At 71.2% G+C, this 15555-nt stretch carries 15 protein-coding genes; 8 read left to right on the forward strand and 7 right to left on the reverse strand.

Going from position 1 to position 15555, the window contains the following annotated elements:
* The first annotated feature begins 25 nt into the window (after positions 1-25).
* The 3 genes from DMB42_RS31200 (at position 26) to DMB42_RS31210 (ending at position 3185) form a co-directional block, all read left to right on the forward strand.
* Positions 26-1375 (forward strand): FAD-binding oxidoreductase, encoded by a 1350-nt coding sequence (locus tag DMB42_RS31200; RefSeq protein WP_125640237.1) that lies wholly within the window; start codon positions 26-28, stop codon positions 1373-1375.
* A gap of 2 nt (positions 1376-1377) precedes the next feature.
* Entirely contained in the window at positions 1378-2637 is a 1260-nt protein-coding gene (locus tag DMB42_RS31205; protein ID WP_125639615.1) for a cyclopropane-fatty-acyl-phospholipid synthase family protein, read from the forward strand.
* Between the two features lie 185 nt (positions 2638-2822).
* Positions 2823-3185, forward strand: coding sequence for a DUF488 domain-containing protein (locus DMB42_RS31210; RefSeq protein WP_125639618.1), 363 nt, complete (start codon positions 2823-2825; stop codon positions 3183-3185).
* 6 nt (positions 3186-3191) lie between these two features.
* Here DMB42_RS31210 and DMB42_RS31215 read toward each other — a convergent pair whose 3' ends face one another.
* The 4 genes from DMB42_RS31215 to DMB42_RS31230 form a co-directional block, all read right to left on the reverse strand.
* On the reverse strand, positions 3192-3710 hold the full coding sequence (locus DMB42_RS31215) for a hypothetical protein (RefSeq protein ID WP_125639621.1): 519 nt from the start codon (positions 3708-3710) through the stop codon (positions 3192-3194).
* A gap of 75 nt (positions 3711-3785) precedes the next feature.
* Positions 3786-4760, reverse strand: a complete 975-nt coding sequence (locus tag DMB42_RS31220) for an aminoglycoside phosphotransferase family protein (protein ID WP_221762434.1) — start codon at positions 4758-4760, stop codon at positions 3786-3788.
* Positions 4761-4769: 9 nt separating this feature from the next.
* On the reverse strand, positions 4770-5432 hold the full coding sequence (locus DMB42_RS31225; protein WP_125639623.1) for an HAD family hydrolase: 663 nt from the start codon (positions 5430-5432) through the stop codon (positions 4770-4772).
* Positions 5433-5519: 87 nt separating this feature from the next.
* Positions 5520-7055, reverse strand: coding sequence for a long-chain fatty acid--CoA ligase (locus tag DMB42_RS31230; protein WP_125639626.1), 1536 nt, complete (start codon positions 7053-7055; stop codon positions 5520-5522).
* Between the two features lie 147 nt (positions 7056-7202).
* On the opposite strand from DMB42_RS31230, the gene DMB42_RS31235 reads away from it, so the two are divergent.
* Both DMB42_RS31235 and DMB42_RS31240 read left to right on the forward strand, forming a co-directional pair.
* Positions 7203-8747 (forward strand): GMC family oxidoreductase, encoded by a 1545-nt coding sequence (locus DMB42_RS31235; protein WP_125639629.1) that lies wholly within the window; start codon positions 7203-7205, stop codon positions 8745-8747.
* 80 nt (positions 8748-8827) lie between these two features.
* The gene (locus DMB42_RS31240; protein ID WP_125639632.1) at positions 8828-10081 is read left to right on the forward strand and encodes a cytochrome P450; all 1254 of its coding nucleotides are present in this window, start codon (positions 8828-8830) and stop codon (positions 10079-10081) included.
* Here DMB42_RS31240 and DMB42_RS31245 read toward each other — a convergent pair.
* Positions 10056-11537, reverse strand: coding sequence for an FAD-dependent monooxygenase (locus DMB42_RS31245; RefSeq protein ID WP_185844948.1), 1482 nt, complete (start codon positions 11535-11537; stop codon positions 10056-10058). The two genes, DMB42_RS31240 and DMB42_RS31245, sit on opposite strands and share 26 nt — an antisense overlap.
* A 50-nt stretch (positions 11538-11587) precedes the next feature.
* Between DMB42_RS31245 and DMB42_RS31250 the strand changes: the two genes are divergently transcribed.
* Positions 11588-12274, forward strand: coding sequence for a TetR/AcrR family transcriptional regulator C-terminal domain-containing protein (locus tag DMB42_RS31250; protein ID WP_125639638.1), 687 nt, complete (start codon positions 11588-11590; stop codon positions 12272-12274).
* Here DMB42_RS31250 and DMB42_RS31255 read toward each other — a convergent pair.
* Positions 12204-12845, reverse strand: coding sequence for a TetR/AcrR family transcriptional regulator C-terminal domain-containing protein (locus DMB42_RS31255; protein WP_125639641.1), 642 nt, complete (start codon positions 12843-12845; stop codon positions 12204-12206). The two genes, DMB42_RS31250 and DMB42_RS31255, sit on opposite strands and share 71 nt — an antisense overlap.
* Before the next feature lie 45 nt (positions 12846-12890).
* Between DMB42_RS31255 and DMB42_RS31260 the strand changes: the two genes are divergently transcribed.
* A complete protein-coding gene (locus tag DMB42_RS31260; RefSeq protein WP_221762435.1) occupies positions 12891-13295 on the forward strand; it encodes an ester cyclase in 405 nt (134 codons plus the stop codon).
* Here DMB42_RS31260 and DMB42_RS31265 read toward each other — a convergent pair.
* Positions 13237-14541, reverse strand: a complete 1305-nt coding sequence (locus tag DMB42_RS31265; protein ID WP_185844949.1) for an MFS transporter — start codon at positions 14539-14541, stop codon at positions 13237-13239. The genes DMB42_RS31260 and DMB42_RS31265 overlap by 59 nt on opposite strands.
* Positions 14542-14630: 89 nt before the next feature.
* Between DMB42_RS31265 and DMB42_RS31270 the strand changes: the two genes are divergently transcribed.
* Positions 14631-15488, forward strand: a complete 858-nt coding sequence (locus DMB42_RS31270) for an alpha/beta fold hydrolase (RefSeq protein WP_260478055.1) — start codon at positions 14631-14633, stop codon at positions 15486-15488.
* Positions 15489-15555 lie beyond the last annotated feature (67 nt).

Below are 15555 nucleotides of genomic sequence, written 5' to 3' on the forward strand. Positions count from 1 at the left end.
AGGGGGTGCTTCCGTGACGACGACGATGTCGACACACCAGCGGGCAGTAGAGCAGATCCGGCAGTCCTACGCCGAGATCCCCGGTGACGCCGCGCCCCGGTTGGCCAAGTCCACGTCGAACTTGTTCAGGTTCCGTGACGGGGGCAAGACGGCCAAGCTGTCCGCCCGAGACCTGGACGAGGTCATCAGCGTGGACCCGGTGACGATGACGGCCGAGGTCCAGGGCATGACCACGTACGAGCACCTGGTCGAGGCCACGCTGCCGTACGGGCTCATGCCGTACGTGGTGCCGCAGCTCAAGACGATCACGCTCGGCGGCGCCGTGACCGGCCTCGGCATCGAGTCGACCAGCTTCAGGGACGGCCTCCCGCACGAGTCGGTGGAGGAACTGGAGATCCTCACCGGCGACGGCCGCGTCATCGTGGCCCGCGACGACAACGAGCACCAGGACCTGTTCCGCGCCTTCCCCAACTCCTACGGGACGCTCGGCTACGCGCTGCGCATCAGGATCAAGCTCCGCCAGGTCCAGCCGTACGTGCACCTGACGCACATCAGGTTCACCGACGCGGCCAAGTGCATGCTCGCCATGCAGGAGATCTCCGACAGCATGGTCCACGACGGCGAGCAGGTCGACTTCGTGGACGGCGTCTTCTTCGACCCGGAGGAGATGTACATCACGCTGGGCCGCTTCGCCGACCGCGCGCCCTACGTCTCCGACTACACCGGCATGCGCATCTACTACCAGTCGATCAGGCAGCGCAGCCGTGACTGGCTGACCATCCACGACTACCTGTGGCGCTGGGACACCGACTGGTTCTGGTGCTCGCGCGCGTTCGGCGTGCAGCAGCCGGTGGTGCGCTCGCTCATGCCGCGCCGCTGGATGCGTTCCGACGTCTACCGCAAGCTGGTCGCCCTCGACCGCAGGACCGGGCTGACCGCCCGCGTCGACCGGTGGCGCGACCAGCCCGTCCAGGAGTCGGTGATCCAGGACGTCGAGGTGCCGATCGAGCGGGGCGCCCAGTTCCTGGAGTTCTTCCACGACAAGGTCGGCATGACCCCGGTGTGGATGTGCCCGCTGCGGGCGAGCTCCCGCTGGCCGATCTACCCGCTGGAGCCCGGCAAGCTCTACGTCAACTTCGGCTTCTGGGGCATGGTCCCGCTGCCGCGCGGCCAGTTCGACGGCTACTACAACAAGCTCATCGAGGACTCGGTGCACGAGCTGGACGGCCACAAGTCGCTCTACTCGACCTCCTTCTACGCCCGTGAGCAGTTCTGGGAGCTGTACAACGGTGATGCTTATTGGCCGGTCAAGCGGGAATACGACCCGAACGGTCGCCTGCTGGACCTGTACGAAAAGTGTGTACGGGGAAGGTGAGCATGGCTCTCGCAACCATCTTTGAAAAGATCGTCGGCTCTGACGCGAACATCTCGTTCATGGCCTACGACGGCAGCAAGGCCGGGCCCGACGGCGCCGACCTCGGCATCGAGGTCAAGTCGCCGATCGCGGTGGCCTACCTGGCACAGGCCCCCGGGGAACTGGGCCTGGCCAGGGCCTACATTTCCGGCCACATCGACGTGCATGGCGACTTGTACACCCTGCTCGACCGTATGTGGAACATCACCACCAACGACCTGACGACCAGTGAGAAGCTTTCCGCCGTGCGGTCGCTGGGCGTCAAGCCGCTGCTCATGCGGGTGCCGCCGCCCCCGCAGGAGGTGCGCCAGAGCGCTTTGGCCCGGCTCGGCTCGCGCCACGCCAAGCAGCGTGACGCCGAGGCGATCCACCACCACTACGACGTGTCCAACCGGTTCTACCGGTGGGTGCTCGGGCCGTCCATGGCGTACACGTGCGCGACCTATCCCGAGCAGGACGCGACGCTGGAGGAGGCCCAGTACACCAAGTTCGACCTGGTGGCCAAGAAGCTCGGCCTCAAGCCCGGCATGCGCCTGCTCGACGTCGGCTGCGGCTGGGGCGGCATGGTCATCCACGCCGCCAAGCACTACGGCGTCAAGGCCCTGGGCGTGACCCTGAGCCGCCAGCAGGCCGAGTGGGCCCAGAAGGCGATCGCCGAGGCGGGCCTCCAGGACCTCGCCGAAGTGCGCTTCATGGACTACCGCGACGTACGTGAGACCGGCTTCGACGCCGTCAGCTCGATCGGCCTGACCGAGCACATCGGCAAGGACAACGTCCCGTCGTACTTCGAGTTCCTCTACGGCAAGCTCAAGCCCGGCGGCCGGCTGCTCAACCACTGCATCACCCGCCCGACCGGCAAGGAGAAGACGTTCAACAAGGGCGGTTTCATCAACCGCTACGTCTTCCCCGACGGCGAGCTGGAGTCGGTGGGCTGGCTGGTCAGGCAGATGGAGGACGTCGGCTTCGAGATCCGCCACGAGGAGAACCTGCGCGAGCACTACGCCAAGACCCTGCGCCACTGGTGCGACAACCTCGACGCCAACTGGGACGACGCCGTCCAGGAGGTCGGGATGGGCACCGCCCGGGTGTGGGCTCTCTACATGGCCGGCTGCATCGTGGGCTTCGAGCGCAACAAGGTCCAGCTCCACCAGGTGCTGGGCGTCAAGCTCGACGACGACGGCCGCGCGGGAGTCCCGCTGCGCCCGTCGGTCACCTGGCCCTGATCACCCAGGGGGGCCGCCGCCTCGGCCCGGTGCCCCGGGTCCGGGGCGCCGGGCGCCTTCAGGGGGCTGACGCCGGACCGGCGTGGCGAGGCGGCCCGGATCGTGGACCTTCCCGTCCGGGTCCCTGAACCCCGCTTGGCGACGCCCGGCGTAGCGTGGTGTCACGGTGGGGGAAGGGGCTGACGGTGACGGCTGGGAACAGGGTCCGGGTGCGCCGGGTCTACGAGGAGCCGGCGGCGGACGACGGCGCCAGGGTGCTGGTCGACCGGCTGTGGCCGCGCGGGTTGTCCAAGGCCGACGCCCACCTCGACGAATGGTGCAAGCAGGTGGCCCCCTCGACCGAGCTGCGCACCTGGTACCGGCACGACCCCGACCGGTTCGCCGAATTCGGCCGCCGCTACCGCGGCGAGCTTGAGGAGCCCGAACGGGCCGAGGCCGTGGCGCACCTGCGCGAGCTGGCCGGGAAGGGCCCGCTCACCCTGCTCACCGCGACCAGGGAGCCCGAGATCAGCGAGGCCGCGGTGCTGGCCGACCTGTTGAAGGGCTGACCTCCCTCAGAAGCGCTCCTTCCTGAACGGGCGGATGAGGACGTAGGTGCGGTCCCGGCTGACCAGCCGGACGATCCGGCGGCGCGGGTGTTCCAGCATGGTGATGCGCAGGCATTTCAACCTGACCAGGCGCCAGCCGAGCAGCGCGTCGTAGGCGACGTACTTGGTGTCGAAGCCGCGGCCCTTCCTGATGCCGACGCCGAGCGGTGTGGAGTGCCGGAACGAGCCCGGCGGGTTGAAGGGCTTGGCGGTCACGATGGCGTCGGTCGAGGTGTGGGGGCAGTGGACGAGCACGCGCACGTTGCTGTCCTGACGCGGCCGGCGCGGGCGCACCTTGAGGCCGGTCCAGTAGCCGCCCGGGCCGGAGGGGCCGGCCCCCTGCGGGTTGGTCTCGTTCTCGGAGCGTTCGGTGTCGTCCTGTGAGATGGGATCGTCGGGGAGTGGCAGCCCTGCCGAGGCCACGGCGACCGCGGAGGGGTTCGCGAGGAGTGCTGTCAGTACGCCGGCGACCACCCGAAATCTCATGATCTCCCTTTTCCGCGGACAGGTCATGCGGTTCAAGCGCGAGGGGAGTGGTGCCAGTATGCGGGCATGTCGGTGCTATTGGGCGGAGGCCACGCCGTCGCCCTGGTCGGCCAGGTCGTCCAGGGTTTCGGTGAGAGCCGTCCAGCTCAGCTCGGCGTCGCGGGTGGAGCCGTGCGGCGCGCGGAACCAGGCGACGAACTCGGCCACGACCTCGAGGCTCCAGCGCAGCCGGTAGAGGCCGAGGGCCGCCGGGTCGGGCGTACGGCCGGTGGCGGCGGCGTACCTGGCCAGGTCGGCGGGGGTCCTGGCGACCAGCCACAGGTCCCGTTCGGGCACGGCCAGGCCGACGGTGTCCCAGTCGACCAGCAGGCGGCGGCCCTCGTGGCGGAGCAGGTTGCCGGGGTGCGGTTCGCCGTGGGTGACGACGGGACGGCCGAGGTCGCGTGATCCGCGGTCGAACTCGCGCAGCCGGGCACGCAGGGCTTCGGCGTGCCCGGCGACCAGGGCCCGCGCGGGCTCGGCGTACGGGCCGCCGGTCCACGGGCGGCCGGTCTCGGCGAGGGCCCGCTCCAGCTCCGCCCGCCCAGCCAGCTCCAGAGGGCGGGCCGGGACGGACGCGGGCGGGGGCGCGGCGTGCAGCTCGGCCAGCAGGTCGATGACCTCGGCGCGGTCGCGGGCGGTCAGCTCGTCGCCGAACTCGCCGCCGACGCCCTCGACGAACGGGAAGAGGCTCAGCGCGTACCGGGGGCCGAGCGGGCGCAGGAACGCGCCGCCCGCGAGATCGGGCACGGGCGCCACCACGAACCCGAGACCGGTCGCCAGCGCCGCCGCCGTCTCCATGGCCCGCCGCAGCTCCTCGAACGCGCCCTCGGGCTTGCGGACCAGGTCGGCGGCGGTGAGGAACCAGCGCCGCCCGTCGGCGCCGGTCGCGGTCCAGTGGTGGTCGCCGAAGCCCACAGGCGCGTGCGTCAGCCCGGTGGCCTCGATCCCCCACGCCTCCAGGGCGGTCACCAGCAGCGATTCGTCGAGATCCGTGGGCCTGTCGCGCATCCGCCCACGCTAGCGAGCCTCCCCGCTCGCGGGCATCCGGATTAGCGCCTCCACGGCCGCGAGCACGTCGTCCACCGCCAGGTCGGCGGTGGGAGCGGTCACGCCCGTGCCGCGGTCGATCCAGATCGTCCGCAACCCGGCCGCGTGCCCGCCCGCGACGTCCTTGTCCGGATCGTCGCCCACCATCCACCCGCCCTCCAGTACGGCCCCGCAGCGGGCGGCGGCGATCTCGAACAGCCGGGTGTCCGGCTTCCGTACGCCCTCCGCGCCGGAGATCGCCCACCCGTCCACCCGCCCGGCCAGACCGGTACGGCGGATCTTGCCCGTCTGGTTGTCGGCCATCCCGTTCGTCACGATCCCGACCGCCGAGCCGGCCGCCCGCAGCCGGTCGAGCCCCGCCAGCACGCCGCCCCGGCACTCCACCAGGTAGGGCAACCTGCCCCGGTAGTCCCGCCACAGCTCCTCGACGGGCTCGGCCAGCCCGAACCGCTCGCGTACGCGGGCGAAGAAGACGTCCATCGGCACGGAACCGTCGGCGTCCAGACGTACCAGCCACTGAACGGCGTCCTGGCCCAGCCCGCGCCCGGCGGCGAACTCGGCGGCCCACAGCCGGAACGCGCCCAGCCGGTCGATCAGCGTGTTGTCCAGGTCGAACAGCGCGAGCGGCGGCATCGGCGTGGTCCGTCCGGTCTCGGTCGGCGAAGGCGCGGGAGGCGGCCGGGGGAGGCGCGGGGGTGGCCCGCGCCTCCGCCTCGGCGGCTAGCGGAGTTCGCGCTTGAGGATCTTGCCCGTGGCCGTCATCGGCAGGGCGTCGCGGAACTCGATGATCCTCGGGTACTTGTAGGCGGCCATGTTCTCCTTGGCCCAGGCGATCAGCTCGTCCGCGGTGACCGCCGAACCGGCCGTGCGGATGACGTACGCCTTGACCTCCTCGCCGTGCGACGCGTGCGGCACGCCCACGACCGCCGCCAGCGAGACGGCCTCGTGGGTCATGAGCACCTCCTCCAGCTCGCGCGGGTAGACGTTGAAACCGCCTCGGATGATCATGTCCTTGGCCCGGTCGATGATCGCGTAGTAGCCGTCGGCGTCGCGGGTGGCGATGTCGCCGGTGCGGAACCAACCGTCGTCGAGCACCTCGGCCGTCGCCTCGGGGCGGCCGTAGTAGCCCTTCATGACGTTGTGGCCGCGGATGGCGATCTCGCCGGGGCCCTCGCCCTCGATCGTCTTCCATTCGCTGTCGATCAGCTTCATCTCCACGCCCCAGACGGGCGTGCCGATCGTGCCGGGCTTGGTGGGACGGCCGAGCTGGTTGAAGCTGGCGACCGGGGAGGTCTCGGACAGGCCGTAGCCCTCCAGGATGCCGAAGCCGAAGGTCTGCTCGAAGTCCCTCAGCACCTCGACCGGCGAGGACGCGCCGCCGGCCACGGCCACCTTCAGGCTGCGCGGCACCTCGGCGCCCTCGGCGTGGATCTTCGTGAGCATGCCCCAGTACATCGTCGGCACGCCGGCGAAGGTCGTCACGTTCTCCTTGCGCATGAGCTCCAGGGCCTCGCCGGGCTCGAAGCGCGGCATCAGCACGACCGTCGAGCCGCGCATGAACGCGGTGTTCATGATCGTCGTCTGGCCGAAGGAGTGGAACAGCGGCAACACCGCGAGGTAGGTGTCGCCGCCCTCGCTGCGGGGGAACATCCGGTCGCTGATCAGCGCGTTCATCAGCATGTTCTGGTGGCTGAGCTCGGCGCCCTTGGGCTGGCCGGTGGTTCCGGAGGTGTAGAGGATCACGGCGGTGTCCTCGGGGGCCGTCTGCACGGTCTCGAACTCGGCCGGCACGCCGTTCAGCGCGGCCCACACCGTCTCGCCGTACGGGGACTCGGTGGCCAGCGCCGTGGCGGGCAGCACGAAGAAGTGCTCGCAGCCGTCGGCGGCCTCGAAGCCCGCCTTGCCGCGCTCACCCAGCGGCAGCTCCGGCGAGCCCTCGAAGCAGAACAGCGCCTTGGCGTCGCTGTCGTCGAGGTGGTAGGCGATCTCCCGGCCCTGCAGCAGCACGTTCAGCGGCACGACGGTCGCGCCGGCCTTGAGGATGCCGAAGTAGACGAACGGGAAGTACGGCAGGTTGGGGCAGGCCAGGGCCACCTTGTCGCCCTTGCCGATGCCACGCGACACCAGCAGGTTCGCCACCTGGCGGGCGACAGTGTCGATCATGCCGTACGGCAGGCGCATGTCGCCGAAGACGATGGCCGTGCCGTCTGGGTTGTTTCTGGCGCTGTCCTCCAGGACGACCGACAAGTTGAGCATGAACGCCTTCCTCCTCTGTACGCGCTTGCCCGCCATCTTGGCATCAGCCCATACCGACCGGTAGGTAACCCAGGTTACAGATGCATATGGACGTGCCGGCTCACCTGGAGTAAGCAAGTAGGAAGTTACTCACCCCCTGGAGTGCTCATGGAGTACGACTACGTGATCGTCGGAGCGGGGTCCGCAGGGTGCGTGCTGGCCAACAGGCTGTCGGCGGACGCGCCGGTGTCGGTGGCGCTGGTCGAGGCGGGCGGGCACGACGACAAGCTGGAGATCCGCATGCCCGCGGGCTTCGCCAGGTTGTTCAAGACCGACTACGACTGGAACTTCACGACGGCCAAGCAGAGCGAGATGTCCGGCCGTGAGCTCTACTGGCCGCGCGGCCGGGTGATCGGCGGCTCGTCCTCGCTCAACGCCCAGATGTGGGTGCGCGGCTGCCAGGAGGACTACGACCAGTGGGGTGTGCCGGGCTGGACGTACGACGAGGTCCTGCCCTACTTCACCAGGGCCGAGCAGCGTGTGGGCAGCAACCACGGCGGCGTCTACGGCACCTCGGGCCCGCTCTACATCTCCGAGCTGCGCAGCCCCAACGTCACCACGCACGCCTTCCTGCGGGCCTGCGAGGAGCTGGGCCTGACCCGGCTCGGCGAGCTGAACGGCCGCTCCAACGAGGGCTACTGCCCCACCCCGGTCACCCAGAACCGCGGCCGCAGGTGGAGCTCGGCCGACGCCTACCTGCGCCCGGCCGCCGCCCGGCCCAACCTCACGGTGCTCACCGGCGCGCCGGTGAACCGCGTGGTGTTCGAGGGCACGCGCGCCGTCGGCGTCGAGCACAGCGGCGGAACCCTGATCAGGGCGCGGAGGGAGGTCGTCCTGTCGGCGGGGACGATCGGCTCGCCGTACCTGCTGATGCGCTCGGGGGTGGGCGCGGCCGACGAGCTGCGCGACGCGGGGGTGCCGATCGTGCGCGAGCTGCCCGAGGTCGGCAAGAACCTCCAGGACCACCTCGCCTCCGGCGTGTACGTCGAGTGCAAGGAGCCGGTGACCCTGACGAAGGCCGAGTCGCTGGTCAACCTGCTGCGCTACATCGTGCTGCGCTCGGGCATGCTCACCACGAACGTCGGCGAGGCGGTGGCGTTCGTCAGGACCTCGGAGGAGGAGCCCGCGCCCGACATCGAGCTCGTCTTTGCCCCCGGGCCGTTCGTCGACCACGGGCTCACCCCGCCGACCGGCCACGGCCTGACCGTCGGCGTCGTGCTGCTGCAGCCCGAGAGCCGCGGCAGGGTCGGGCTGAGCGGCCGGGACGTGCTGATCGACCCCGGCTACCTGAGCGCGGAGGCCGACGTCAAACGGCTGATCGCCGGGCTGAGGACGGCCAAGCAGGTGTTCGCGACCAGCGCGATGAGGCGGTACGCGGGCGGGCCGATGGCGCCGTACTGGGGGCCGGAGAGCGACGAGGAGCTGGCCCAGTGGATCCGCGAGCGCGGCGAGACGCTCTACCACCCCGTCGGCACCTGCCGGATGGGCGCCGACGACGCGTCGGTCGTGGACCCCTCGCTCCGGGTACGCGGCGTCGAAGGGCTCAGGGTGGTGGACGCGTCCGTCATGCCGACGCTCAACCGCGGCCATACCCACGCCCCGGCCGTCATGATCGGCGAGAAGGGCTCCGAGCTGATCCTCCAGAACGAGTGACCCACGTCCGGGCCGGGCGCCGCGCCCCCCGGTCCGGCGGACCTTGACGTAAGTGAGCACTTGCCCAAGGCTTGGCAGGTATGACGCTCTCCGCGGATCCGGACATCTCGCAGATACCGTTCTGGGGGTTGCCGCAGGCCGACCGCATGGAGGCCTTCCGCCGGCTGCGCCGGCTGGATCGGCCCGTCTTCGTGCCGGAGCAGACCGTGCCGTTCATCGGCGGCGGCCCCGGCTACCACGCCCTGGTACGCCATGCCGACGTGACCGAGGCCAGCAGGAACGCGGCCGTCTTCAGCAGCGAGCCGTGCTCCAACAGCATCCCCGACATGCCGCGCTGGCTCAGCGTGTACTTCGGTTCCATGATCAACATGGACGACCCGCGCCACGCCCGGCTGCGCCGGATCGTCTCCAGGGCCTTCACACCGCGCATCCTGTCCAAGATGGAGGAGGACCTGGCCAGGGCCGCCGCCGAGATCGTGGACGAGGCGATCGAGCGGGGTCCGGGCGACTTCGTGTCGCAGGTCGCCGCCCGGCTGCCCGTACGGGTCATCTGCGACATGATGGGGATTCCGCCGAAATTTCATGACGTGGTGCTTCGGCGGACCAACGTCATCCTCGGCAACGCCGACCCCGAGTACACCGGCATCGACCCCGGCTTCAGCCGCGTCAACGTCGCCCGCGGCCTGGCCAAGCTGCTGCACGCCGGCTACTCGCTGAACAGGATGGCCGCCCGCCTCGGCGACGAACGGCGCAAACGCCCGACGGGCGACCTGGTCAGCCTGCTCGTGGGCGGCGAGGAACGGCTCAGCCCGCAGGAGCTGGGCTCGTTCTTCATCCTGCTGGTGGTGGCCGGCAGCGAGACCACCCGCAACGCCGTCTCCTACGGGCTGAAGCTGTTCACCGACCATCCCGGCCAGCGCGAACTGCTGCTGGCTGACTTCGACGGGCGCATCGGCAAGGCGTGCGACGAGATCGTGCGCTACGCGACCCCGGTGATCCAGTTCCGCCGTACGCTGACCCGCGACCACGAGATGAACGGCGTGCCGTACAAGAAGGGCGACAAGGTGCTGCTCTTCTACAACTCGGCCAACCGCGACGAGTCCGTCTTCACCGACCCGGACACGTTCGACATCACCCGCGACCCCAACCCGCACGTCGGCTTCGGCGGGCCGGGGCCCCACTACTGCCTGGGCGCCCACCTGGCACGCAGGGAGATGAGCGTGATGTTCCGCGAGCTGTTCACCCGCCTGCCCGGCATCCGGACGACCGGCGAGCCGGACTTCCTGCTGTCGAACTTCATCAACGGGATCAAGCACCTGCCGTACACGTTCTGACCGCCTCGGCCAGGCCCTCCTCGCCGCGCCAGGCCACGAACCCGTCGGGCCGCACCAGCACCGTCCCGTACGGCCAGCCGTCGATCACGTGCACCGGCACACCGGGGTCGCCGTCCACCGGCGTCCCGGTGAACACGCTGAAGTCGGTGCCGACCAGGTCGAGGCTGGAGCGCTCGCCGACCCACACGTGCGGCAGCCGCGAGCCGGGCGAGCCGTCGAGGCAGAGCGTCACGTCCTCGGTCGAGGGCAGCCCCTCGACCGCCGACGCGCCGCCGTACCGGTAGCCGACGTGCACGATCGGCGCGTTCACCGCGCCCGCCTCCGCCCGGAGCCGGGCCGCCTCCGGGCCGTGGCCGAAGTGCATGCGCAGGTCCCGCATCCGCAGCAGCGACTGCTCCAGCGCCAGCTGCGCGACCGGCCGCCGCTCGGCGGTGTAGGTGTCCAGCAGCGCCGGGTCCGATCGGCCGGACAACACCCGGGCCAGCTTCCAGGCCAGGTTGTGCGCGTCGGCGACACCCGTGTTCAGCCCGAACGCGCCCGTGGGCGGAACGGCGTGGGCCGCGTCGCCGACCAGGAAGACCCGCCCCCGCGAGAACCGGTCGGCGACCTGGCCGCGGGCCCGCCAGCCGAGCACGCTGACGATCTCCAGCTCCAGGCCGAGGTCGCCGATCGCGGTCCTGACCAGGTCGGGGTGCGGTTCCTGGGCGGTGTGGAAGACCCACTCGGACTTGCCGTCGATGGCCATGATCATCCCGGGGGCCTCCGGGGTGGTGATCTCGGCGAGCGCGAAGCCGTACTCGCCGGTCAGGTGGCCGAGGTCGGCGTGGAACATGACGTTGTGCAGCTCGGGGCCGAGCGGGCCGGGGCCGGTCACGCCGATGCCGAGCCTCTCGCGTACCTTGCTGCGCACGCCGTCGGCCGCGATCAGGTAGCGGGCGCGCAGGGTGCGGGGGCCGCCGGGGCCGGACACGACCGCCGTCACGCCGTCGGCGTCCTGCTCCACGGAGAGCAGTTCGGTGTCGTACGCGACGTGCGCGCCGCGCTCGCGGGCGGCGTCGAGCAGCACCCGGTCCAGCCGGTTCTGCGGGCAGACGCCGCGCAGCCGGGCCGGGCTGTAGGTCATCGTGTCGAACGCCCGCGTCCGGGCGGGCAGGTCGGCCGCGAGCGTGGCGAGGTCGGCGCCGGCGAGCGTGTCCACGGTGATCTTGCCGAGGGTCGCGCCGGTCATGTCGACGGCCACCTCGTTCACCGCCTGCTCCAGGCCCACCTCGCGCAGCAGCTCCATCGTGCGCGGGCCCATCCCGGTGGCCCGCGGGTGCGCCCGGGGGCCGGACTCGCGCTCGACGACCAGGGCGCGGACGCCGTGGCGGGCCAGGAACACGGCCGCGCTCAGCCCGACGCTGCCGCCGCCCGCGACCAGCACGTCATGAACTTCTGGGAACACTGTATCCGTCATGGGAACACTGTAACCACAGGCGTACGATGATGGCCAGAGGGGGTGGCCGGATGTCATTGGTGTGGAGCCGCGAGCCTTACGCGCCCAAGCGTCATGCCCTGAGCGTCGAGGCGATCGTGCGGGCCGCGCTCGCGGTCGCCGACGCCGAGGGGCTGGACGCGGTGTCCATGCGCCGGGTGGCGGGCGAGGTCAAGTCGGGCACCACCTCGCTCTACCGCTACCTGGCCAACCGCGACGAGCTGCTCGACCTGATGGTCGACGCGGTCTGGGGCGAGGGCGCGCCGGGCCCGCTGACCGGCGACTGGCGGGCCGACCTGGCCCAGGTGGCCCGCGACCAGCGCGCGAGCGTGCTGCGCCATCCGTGGCTGGCGGCGCTGATGTCGAGCAGGCCGGCGCTCGGGCCCAACTCGTTGCGGCGGGTCGAGCACGCCCTGTCCGCCGCCCGTTCCCTGACCGCCGACATCACGCGGGCGACCGCGGTGATCGGGGTGATCGGCGACTACGTGCTCGGCGCGGTGGCCAAGGAGCTGGCCGAGGGGGAGGCGCGGCGGCGTACCGGGTTGTCGGAGGAGGAGTGGCGGGCCTCGATCTCCCCCTACATCCGCGAGGTGATGGCGAGCGGCGCCTACCCGCAGTTCAACCGGCGGGTGGCCGAGGCCGACGACCTCAGCTTCGGCGACCAGTTCGAGTTCGGGTTGTCGTGCCTGCTGCGGGGGTTCGCGGAGCAAGTCCGCTGAGCAGGGCGTCGACGGCCAGGTCGAAGCGCTCCCGGTGGTCCTCGGGCGTGCCGAGGCCGTCGGCGACCGCCCGTGCCAGCACCGGATAGTCCGCCAGGTCCAGATCGGGCTGGTCCGGGCTGTCCGGGCCCGCCTCGGCCAGCGTGTGCCCGATCACGAACGTGGACAGCGCGTTGATCACGTGCAGCGCCTCCCTGGCGGTGAAGCCCGCCTCCGTCAGCGCGGCGGCGGCGCGTTCGACCAGGCCGAGCGCGCCGGGCGTGGCCACCGGCCTGATCGCCACCACCGGCATGAGCGCCGGATGCCGCAGCAGCTCGGCCCTGATCGACTCGGCGAACGCCTTCCCCCACACCCGCCAGTCGCCCGCCGGCTCGACCGTGACGCGGGAGAGCACCAGCTCGACCAGCCCGTCGAGCACCGCGTCCTTGTTCGGCACGTAGTAGTAGAGCGTCATCGCCTCCACGCCCAGCGCCTTGCCCAGCTTGCGCATGGACAGCCCGGCCGCGCCCTCCCGGTCGAGGAGCTCCAGCGCCGCCTCCAGCACCCGCTCCCTTGACATCCGCTCTCTCATACACCGTAAGATACTCCCGTCTTACACCGTAAGAGAGGATCGATCGTGGTCACCGAGTTCATCGCCGCCATCAACGAACGCCACCTCGACGACCTGGCCGCCTACATGGCTCCGGACGTCGTCGACCACAACAAGATCATCTTTGGCGAGCCGGACGAGCCCGGAGCCGCCTTCGAGGGCATCCGGATGCAGCTCGACGCGTTCGACCCGTTCCACATCGAGGTCGAGGAGGTCGTCGCAGAAGGGGAGAAGGCGGTCGCCAGGATCCGCATGACCGGCGTGCACTCCGGCACGCACCCCCGCATGCCCGTGCCCACGGGCCGGAGCTTCGAGGTCGAGGCGATCTTCCTGTTCACCCTGCGCGAGGGGCGGATCAGCGAGATCCGCGCGGTCAGCGACCGGCTGGGTCTGTTCCTCCAGCTGGGCTGGGACTGGCCGGAGACCGACTGACCCGCCCGGCCGCCAGCGTCAGCGGCAGCAGCGCGCCCGCCAGCGCCAGCCCGGCCGCCACCAGCAACATCGCCGACACCCCCGACCGGTACGGCACCGCCAGCACCGCCACGCCCACCGCCGTGCCGACCTGCTTGAGCGTGTTCACCGTCCCGGTGGCCATGCCCACCTGGTCCATGGGCGCGGTCAGGCCCACCTGGTTGGCCACGACGTTGCCCGCGCCGAGCCCCAGACCGCCGAGGAACAGCCCGATCATGATCGGCGTCCACCGGTCGGCCGCCGGGATCGCCATGACCAGCAGCGCCACCGTGATCAGCGCCGGGCCCGCCGCGATCAGCACGCCCATGGGCCAGCGGTGCAGGACCCGGCCGACCGCGATCGGGCCGATGACGGCGGCCACGCTGAAGGCCAGGAAACGTACCCCGGCCTCGACGGGGCTCGCCTCCAGCGGGCCCTGGACGTACAGGGTGAGATAGGTGAAGCCGCCGAGCAGCGCGGCCAGCATGAGCAGCGTGGTGGCCGAGCCGACCGCGAACACCCGGTTCGCGAACAGCCCGAAGTCGATCACCGGGGCCGCCGAGCGCCGCTCGACCAGCACGAACGCCGCCAGCAACACCAGCCCGGCCACCAGCAGCAGCGGCAGGTCATGGATCAGCGCCGGGATGATCGCGAACAGGGCCGCGGCGACCAGCAGCACGCCGAGCGGGTCCAGGTGCCCCCTGCCGCGCGACTCGGCGACCCGCTGCCGCAGCGCCACCAGCACGAACAGGCCGATCGGCAGGTTGATCAGGAAGATCGCCCGCCAGCCGAACCCCGCCGTCAGCACGCCGCCCACCACCGGGCCCAGCGTCATCGCCAGGCCCGAGACCGCGCTGAAGATCCCGAGTGCCCTGCCCCGCGCCGGGCCCTCGGGGTAGACCGAGGCGATGAGCGGGGTGGTGGTGCCGTACAGGGCGGACGCGCCCAGTCCCTGGACGCCTCTGGCCACGTCCAGCAGGGGGGCCGTGGGGGCCAGGGCGCAGGCCAGCGAGGCGAGCGTGAATACCGCCACGCCGATGGCCAGCATCCTGCGGCGGCCGTACCGGTCGGCCAGCACCCCGGCGGGCAGCAGGACGGCGGCCAGCGTCAGCGCGTACGCGTCCACCACCCACTGCACCTCGGCCAGGCTCGCGCCCAGGCTCGCGCGGATGTCGGGCAGCGCGATCGTCACGGCGGTCAGATCGACCACCACGAGCACAATGGTCATCGAAGCGAGAGCGAGAACCCATCCCCGTCGCATGCCGTCTCCCCGTGATGAGAGGCCCCTTGTGTAGTGGTACTCCCGGAAGAGGGCGAATGCTAGGTTTCGCAGTCATGGAGATCAGGACGATCCACGCCAACGGTGTGGAGTTCGCGTATCTGACCGTGGGGGAGGGGCCGCTGGCGTTGTGCCTGCACGGGTTCCCCGACACCGCGCACACCTGGCGGCACCTGATGCCCGCGCTGGCCGAACGCGGCTACCGCGCGGTCGCGCCGTTCACCCGCGGCTACGCGCCCACTGAGGTCCCGGCCGACGGCGCGTACGAGGAGGCGGCGCTGGTCGCCGACGTGCGCGCGCTGCACGAGGAACTCGGCGGCGACGCGAACGCCGTCATCGTCGGACACGACTGGGGGGCCTTCCCCGCCTACGCCCTGGCCGGGCGCTTCCGCCGGGCCGTCGCCCTCGCGGTGCCGCCGCCGGGCGCGCAACTTCCGGGGTTGATGGCGTACGAGCAGCTCCAGCGGTCGTTCTACATCTTCCTCTTCCAGACCGTGCTGGGTGAGGCCGCCGTCGCGGACCCGGCGTTCATCGAACGGCTCTGGCGGGACTGGTCGCCCGGCTACGACCCGGCCGAGGATCTGGCGTTCGTCCGGCGCAGCCTCGGCGAGTCCGCCAACCAGGGCGCGGCCATCGGCTACTACCGCGCGGCGCTCGGCACCACGCCACCCTCGGGCCGCTACCCGGACGTCGACCCGGCCACCGCCGGCCCGGTCCTCTACCTGCACGGCGAGCGGGACGGCTGCATGGGCGTGGAGATGGCCAAGAGCGCGGCCGAGCACCTGCCGGCGGGGTCGCGGGTCGAACAGGTGGCGGACGCGGGCCACTTCCTGCACCTGGAGCGGCCCGCCGAGGTCAACCGCCTCATCCTCGACTGGCTCGGCCCCGCCTCCTGAGCCCGGCGATCACCGGGTGCCGCCCCGACGGGCCCACCCGGATCGCCTCCTCGCCCACGAACCCGCT

The organism is Nonomuraea sp. WAC 01424, assembly GCF_003947315.1.
GTDB classification, from domain to species: domain Bacteria; phylum Actinomycetota; class Actinomycetes; order Streptosporangiales; family Streptosporangiaceae; genus Nonomuraea; species Nonomuraea spiralis.

Excerpts from the sequence above, each read along its gene's own strand:
- DMB42_RS31230 (WP_125639626.1), bottom strand. The coding sequence starts at position 7,055 with ATGCTCAACTTGTCGGTCGTCCTGGAGGACAGCGCCAGAAACAACCCA.
- DMB42_RS31250 (WP_125639638.1), top strand. The coding sequence starts at position 11,588 with ATGTCATTGGTGTGGAGCCGCGAGCCTTACGCGCCCAAGCGTCATGCC.
- DMB42_RS31235 (WP_125639629.1), top strand. The coding sequence starts at position 7,203 with ATGGAGTACGACTACGTGATCGTCGGAGCGGGGTCCGCAGGGTGCGTG.
- DMB42_RS31215 (WP_125639621.1), bottom strand. The coding sequence starts at position 3,710 with ATGAGATTTCGGGTGGTCGCCGGCGTACTGACAGCACTCCTCGCGAAC.
- DMB42_RS31245 (WP_185844948.1), bottom strand. The coding sequence starts at position 11,537 with ATGACGGATACAGTGTTCCCAGAAGTTCATGACGTGCTGGTCGCGGGC.
- DMB42_RS31225 (WP_125639623.1), bottom strand. The coding sequence starts at position 5,432 with ATGCCGCCGCTCGCGCTGTTCGACCTGGACAACACGCTGATCGACCGG.
- DMB42_RS31240 (WP_125639632.1), top strand. The coding sequence starts at position 8,828 with ATGACGCTCTCCGCGGATCCGGACATCTCGCAGATACCGTTCTGGGGG.
- DMB42_RS31200 (WP_125640237.1), top strand. The coding sequence starts at position 26 with ATGTCGACACACCAGCGGGCAGTAGAGCAGATCCGGCAGTCCTACGCC.
- DMB42_RS31265 (WP_185844949.1), bottom strand. The coding sequence starts at position 14,541 with ATGACCATTGTGCTCGTGGTGGTCGATCTGACCGCCGTGACGATCGCG.
- DMB42_RS31205 (WP_125639615.1), top strand. The coding sequence starts at position 1,378 with ATGGCTCTCGCAACCATCTTTGAAAAGATCGTCGGCTCTGACGCGAAC.
- DMB42_RS31270 (WP_260478055.1), top strand. The coding sequence starts at position 14,631 with ATGCTAGGTTTCGCAGTCATGGAGATCAGGACGATCCACGCCAACGGT.
- DMB42_RS31255 (WP_125639641.1), bottom strand. The coding sequence starts at position 12,845 with ATGAGAGAGCGGATGTCAAGGGAGCGGGTGCTGGAGGCGGCGCTGGAG.
- DMB42_RS31220 (WP_221762434.1), bottom strand. The coding sequence starts at position 4,760 with ATGCGCGACAGGCCCACGGATCTCGACGAATCGCTGCTGGTGACCGCC.